This is a genomic window from Streptomyces aurantiacus (genome assembly GCF_001418335.1).
GTDB classification, from domain to species: domain Bacteria; phylum Actinomycetota; class Actinomycetes; order Streptomycetales; family Streptomycetaceae; genus Streptomyces; species Streptomyces aurantiacus.
The window spans coordinates 1-5,366 of the sequence record NZ_LIPP01000394.1 but is presented as its reverse complement, the minus strand read 5'-3'; the positions used below and the strand labels follow the sequence as shown (position 1 = coordinate 5,366).

At 71.6% G+C, this 5,366-nt stretch carries 5 protein-coding genes and 1 pseudogene; 5 read left to right on the top strand and 1 reads right to left on the bottom strand.

Translation table 11 applies throughout. From position 1 onward, the window contains the following. Nucleotides 1-303, bottom strand: a pseudogene (locus AOK01_RS42110) (hypothetical protein); the annotation flags it as partial. 198 nt (nt 304-501) lie between these two features. Here AOK01_RS42110 and AOK01_RS36445 point away from each other — a divergent pair. The 5 genes from AOK01_RS36445 (at nt 502) to cseC (ending at nt 5,337) form a co-directional block, all read left to right on the top strand. Further along, nucleotides 502-1,443, top strand: coding sequence for an HhH-GPD family protein (locus AOK01_RS36445; protein WP_055519330.1), 942 nt, complete (start codon nt 502-504; stop codon nt 1,441-1,443). Between the two features lie 371 nt (nt 1,444-1,814). After that, entirely contained in the window at nt 1,815-2,372 is a 558-nt protein-coding gene (locus AOK01_RS36440; RefSeq protein WP_055519328.1) for a SigE family RNA polymerase sigma factor, read from the top strand. Next, nucleotides 2,360-3,016, top strand: a complete 657-nt coding sequence (locus AOK01_RS36435) for a hypothetical protein (RefSeq protein WP_063792925.1) — start codon at nt 2,360-2,362, stop codon at nt 3,014-3,016. The genes AOK01_RS36440 and AOK01_RS36435 overlap by 13 nt, the downstream gene beginning before the upstream one ends. 74 nt (nt 3,017-3,090) lie before the next feature. Beyond that, entirely contained in the window at nt 3,091-3,810 is a 720-nt protein-coding gene (gene cseB, locus AOK01_RS36430) for a two-component system response regulator CseB (RefSeq protein WP_055519326.1), read from the top strand. 228 nt (nt 3,811-4,038) lie between these two features. Further along, on the top strand, nt 4,039-5,337 hold the full coding sequence (cseC, locus tag AOK01_RS36425; protein ID WP_055519325.1) for a two-component system sensor histidine kinase CseC: 1,299 nt from the start codon (nt 4,039-4,041) through the stop codon (nt 5,335-5,337). The last annotated feature ends 29 nt before the right edge of the window (nt 5,338-5,366 follow it).

The following is a 5,366-nucleotide window of genomic DNA, read 5'->3' as shown; positions in this document are numbered from 1 at the left end:
CCCCGAGCCCACCGACCCACCGGAGCCCCCAGAACCGCCGTCGTCCCCACCGCTCGACTCGTCGCGCCCACCCGGGGCTTGACTGATCGCGGGGTCCGACCCGGAAGGGCCGGGCGTGATCGACGCGGTGGGGTTCTTGCCGTTGGACCCGTCGGCGTCGTTCTTGTTGCCGCCTCCGCCGCCGGAGGTGACCACCCACGTGATCAACAGCGCCAACACCGCGACCATGGACGCCAGAATGGCCCTCCGTCGCCAGTAGATGGAGGAGGGAAGCGGCCCGACCGGATTGCGCATAGATCCCACGGCGCAACCTTACGAGAGATCCGGGAGTTCGCTGGCCCCACCCGCCGCCAAGCGCCTCAACTTTTTCCGATCATCGGCACGCAAAGGGGCGCGGGGAACTGCGCGAGCAGCCACATCGGGCCCGCGGACAACACACGACGCGGTCCGGCCCCGGCCGAACCTTCGAAGATCCCACCGCATGGGAGAATCGGATGTGCCATGACTGCGCCCACGAAACCCACATCCCACGCCCAGGCCAACCCCCACGCCGATGCCCGTGAAACCGTCGGCGACGACCTGCACGCCCCCGTCATCGACTGGTTCGACGAGAACGCGCGCGACCTCCCCTGGCGGCGGCCCGACGCGGGACCGTGGGGGGTGATGGTCAGCGAGTTCATGTTGCAGCAGACGCCGGTGAGCCGGGTGCTTCCGGTGTACGAGCAGTGGCTCGCCCGCTGGCCCAGGCCCGCCGATCTCGCCGAGGACGCGCCGGGCGAGGCCGTCCGTGCCTGGGGCCGGCTCGGCTACCCCCGCCGCGCGCTGCGCCTGCACGCCGCCGCAGCCGCCATAACGGAGCGGCACGGCGGCGACGTACCCATGGAGCACGCGCAGTTGCTCGCGCTGCCCGGCATCGGCGAGTACACGGCGGCGGCGGTGGCCTCCTTCGCGTACGGGCAGCGGCATGCCGTGCTCGACACCAACGTGCGGCGCGTGTTCGCGCGGGCCGTCACCGGCGTCCAGTACCCGCCGAACGCCACGACCGCCGCCGAACGCAGACTCGCCCGCACCCTGCTGCCCGACGACGACCGCACGGCCTCGCTGTGGGCCGCCGCGTCCATGGAGCTCGGCGCGCTCGTCTGCACGGCGAAGAACGAGACGTGCGTACGGTGTCCGATCGCGGCCATGTGTGCCTGGCGGCTGGCCGGAAAGCCCGCGCACGACGGACCGCCGCGGCGCGGCCAGACCTACGCGGGCACGGACCGGCAGGTACGCGGCCGGCTGCTCGCCGTACTGCGCGACGCGCTCACCCCTGTCCCGCAGTCGGTTCTCGACCGCGTCTGGGAGGAGCCCGTGCAGCGGGCCCGCGCCCTGGACGGCCTGGTCGCGGACGGACTGGTGGAGCCGCTCACCGGCGGCCTGTACCGACTCCCGCAGAGCTGACCCGGCTGACCCGGCTGACCTGGCCGATCCGGCTGACCCAGCTGACCTGGCTGATCCGGCCGATTTGACTGATCCACAGCTTGCACCGAGCCGGGTAACAGCTTCCCGATGGTTTCAGGCGATCGTCGGCAACCTCCGGCGGGCGAACCCCGGTGGGCAAATCGCCCGTACCCGTCGCAGTCACCACCTCGCTTTAACCAGCCCCTACTTCCGTTACACAACCTATGGACAGCCGAGCGCTTGTCGAAGGCTCGCTCGGACAACCCCGTGACAACACCTCCGTAACTTCGGTGTCGTACCGCAAACAGCGGCACGGCAGGCAACGGACAGCCGACAGCACGCAGGTCGGAACGGGGACGGAGGCGGTTGGAATGGCGCACGGCGAGGTGCTTGAGTTCGAGGAGTACGTACGTACCCGGCAGGACGCGCTGCTGCGCAGCGCACGCCGTCTGGTCCCCGACCCTGTCGACGCCCAGGACCTTCTCCAGACCGCGCTGGTGCGGACGTACGGACGCTGGGACGGCATCGCGGACAAGCGGCTCGCCGACGCCTATCTGCGCCGCGTCATGATCAACACGCGTACGGAGTGGTGGCGGGCCCGCAAGCTGGAGGAGGTCCCCACCGAGCAGCTGCCGGACGCGAGCGTGGACGACTCCACCGAGCAGCACGCGGACCGCGCGCTCCTGATGGACATCATGAAGGTGCTCGCTCCCAAGCAACGCAGCGTGGTCGTGCTGCGACACTGGGAGCAGATGTCCACGGAGGAGACGGCCGCCGCCCTCGGCATGTCGGCCGGTACGGTCAAGAGCACACTGCACCGGGCGCTCGCCCGGCTCCGCGAGGAGCTGGAGCGCCGGGCCTGTGACGAGAACGACGAGCTCGGCGTACGCGTGCCGGAGCGTGAGGAGCGGGAGCGTTGCGCGGCCTAGACACAGGGACTCCCCGGGCGCGTGAAGCCCGTAAGGCGGTGATCGCGGCAGTGGCCGTGGTCGCCGCCCTCGGGCTTTTCACGTCCGCCTGCGGTACGGGCGGCACCGGCGCCCGGGACGAGGGCCCGGCCCTCTCCGACTCGGTCGCCGGAAGCGCCCAGGCCCCCTCCGTCGCGCGCTCCGCGACCCCCAGCCGTGCGAACGCGGTGCGGCTCGTCGAGGCCGACCCCGGGGTCAGCGCGGCGGTCAAGCGCGACCTGAAGCCGTGCGTCGGCGACGAGTACCCGGTCGACGTGTCGTACGGCAAGCTCACCGGCGGCTCCGCCGACGACATCCTGATCAACGTGATGACCTGCGGAGACGCGGTCGGCGTCGGCTCGTACGTGTACCGCGAGGAGGGCGGCGTGTACCGGAACGTCTTCCGCGCCGAGGAACCTCCGGTGTACGCGGAGATCGACCGGGGCGACCTGGTGATCACCCAGCAGGTGTACGAGAAGGGCGACTCGGTGACGTATCCGTCCGGCGAGGTGGTGATCACGTACCACTGGCGGGCGACCCGCTTCGCGGAGCAGGCCAGGACGCACAACGACTACAGCAAGGTGGTGGGCGGCGATACGCCGGAGCCGGCCCCTTCCGATGGATAGACCGAACCCCGTATTCGCCGAACCCCCGATCGACCGACCGAGAAATCGACCGACCGAGAAACTGAGAGCACGGGATGGCAGAGCAGACCCATGTCCTGTTCGTCGAGGACGACGACGTCATTCGCGAAGCCACCCAACTCGCGCTGGAACGCGACGGCTTCGTGGTCACCGCCATGCCCGACGGCCTGTCGGGGCTCGACGCGTTCCGCGCGGACCGGCCCGACATCGCGCTCCTCGACGTGATGGTGCCGGGCCTCGACGGGGTGTCGCTGTGCCGTCGGATCCGTGACGAGTCGACGGTGCCCGTGATCATGCTGTCGGCCCGCGCCGACTCGATCGACGTCGTCCTGGGCCTGGAGGCGGGCGCCGACGACTATGTGACCAAGCCCTTCGACGGGGCCGTACTGGTCGCGCGCATCCGGGCCGTGCTGCGACGCTTCGGGCACGCGAGCGGTCCGCGCGCCGCCACCGATGCCGACGGCGCGTCGTCCGTCCCGGTCGGCGGCGTGCTGACCTTCGGCGCCGGCCAGCTGGAGATCGACACGGAGGGCATGGAGGTACGCAGGGGCGGCGCGCCGGTGGCACTGACGCCGACCGAGATGCGGCTGCTCCTGGAGTTCTCGTCCGCACCGGGTACGGTCCTGTCGCGCGACAAGCTGCTGGAGCGGGTGTGGGACTACGGCTGGGGCGGTGACACCCGGGTCGTCGACGTCCATGTGCAGCGGCTGCGTACGAAGATCGGCCAGGACCGGATCGAGACGGTCCGCGGCTTCGGATACAAGTTGAAGGCCTGAGTGGCGGAGCGAGCCGAACGGGCGGAGCGGACGGAGCGGACGATGCGGGGGACGGACGAGAACCCGGCCGACGGGCCCGGACGCGACGGCCCAGGTGCGGAGGCACCCGACCGAACCGACCGAACCGACCGAACCGATCGCGACAGCCGCGACGGTCGAGGCGGCCGTGGCGGTCGTGGCGCCCGTGTTCCTCGCGCCGCCGCTCGGCGCGAGAGACTCGGGCGTCTGATGCCGCGTACGGGGATCAGGTGGAAGCTCAGCGCGGCGATCGCGGCGGTCGTGGCGCTGGTGGCCGTCGCGCTGAGCCTGGTCGTGCACAACGCCGCCCGGGTCTCGATGCTCGACAACGCCCGCGATCTGGCGGACGAGCGCGTCCAGATCGCGCAGCGCAACTACGAGGCCTCCGGGCGGCCGAACTTCCCCGGCGTCATGATCGACGACCCCGACCTGCCGAAGGACCTGCTGGCGAAGGCGACGGCCGGGCGCCGGGCGACCTATGTGACGGAGCACCCCGACGGCGTGCCCGACATCTGGGCGGCCGTACCGCTCAAGGACGGCCGGACCCTGTCGCTGCACACGAACTTCACCGACCGCAGCGCGACCGTGCTCAAGGACCTCGACGAGGCCCTGATCATCGGCTCGACAGCGGTCGTCTTCGGCGGCTGCGCGCTCGGCGTACTCATCGGTGGCCAGCTGTCACGGCGGCTGCGCAAGGCGGCCACAGCGGCCCGGCGGGTCGCGCAGGGCGAGCCGGACGTACGGGTGCGGGACTCCATCGGCGGGGTCGTGCGCGACGAGACGGACGACCTCGCGCGGGCCGTGGACGCGATGGCGGACGCGTTGCAGCAGCGCATCGAGGCCGAGCGGCGGGTGACCGCCGACATCGCGCACGAGCTGCGTACTCCGGTGACCGGGCTGCTCACCGCGGCCGAGCTGCTGCCGCCGGGGCGCCCGACGGAACTCGTACGGGACCGGGCGCAGGCCATGCGTCAGCTGGTCGAGGACGTGCTGGAGGTGGCCCGGCTGGACAGCGCGTCCGAGCGGGCCGAGCTGCAGGACATCGTGCTGGGCGAGTTCGTCAGCCGGCGGGTGATCGCGCGGGACCCGGAGATCGTCGTACGCGTGGTGCACGAGTCGGCGGTCACCACCGATCCGCGCCGGCTGGAGCGGGTCCTCATCAACCTGCTGATCAACGCCGCCAAGCACGGCAGACCGCCCATCGAGGTCACGGTCGAGGGCCGGGTCATCCGGGTCCGCGATCATGGGCCCGGCTTCCCCGACGCGCTGCTCGCGGAGGGGCCCAGCCGCTTCCGCACCGGCAGCAGTGACCGTGCGGGGCACGGGCACGGGCTGGGACTCACCATCGCGGCGGGGCAGGCGCGGGTACTGGGGGCGCGGCTCACCTTCCGCAACGTGCGGGCCGGCGGCGCGCCGCCCGGCGCCCCGGCGGAGGGGGCGGTGGCGGTCCTGTGGCTCCCGGAACACGCTCCGACGAACACCGGCAGCTATCCGATGCTTCCGGTGTGAGCAGGGCCTTTTTCGCCCCCGCCGCCCCT

What these genes read in the sequence shown, in the direction of transcription:
- AOK01_RS36445 (WP_055519330.1), top strand. Translation starts at nt 502, where the DNA reads ATGACTGCGCCCACGAAACCCACATCCCACGCCCAGGCCAACCCCCAC.
- AOK01_RS36440 (WP_055519328.1), top strand. Translation starts at nt 1,815, where the DNA reads ATGGCGCACGGCGAGGTGCTTGAGTTCGAGGAGTACGTACGTACCCGG.
- cseB (WP_055519326.1), top strand. Translation starts at nt 3,091, where the DNA reads ATGGCAGAGCAGACCCATGTCCTGTTCGTCGAGGACGACGACGTCATT.
- cseC (WP_055519325.1), top strand. Translation starts at nt 4,039, where the DNA reads ATGCCGCGTACGGGGATCAGGTGGAAGCTCAGCGCGGCGATCGCGGCG.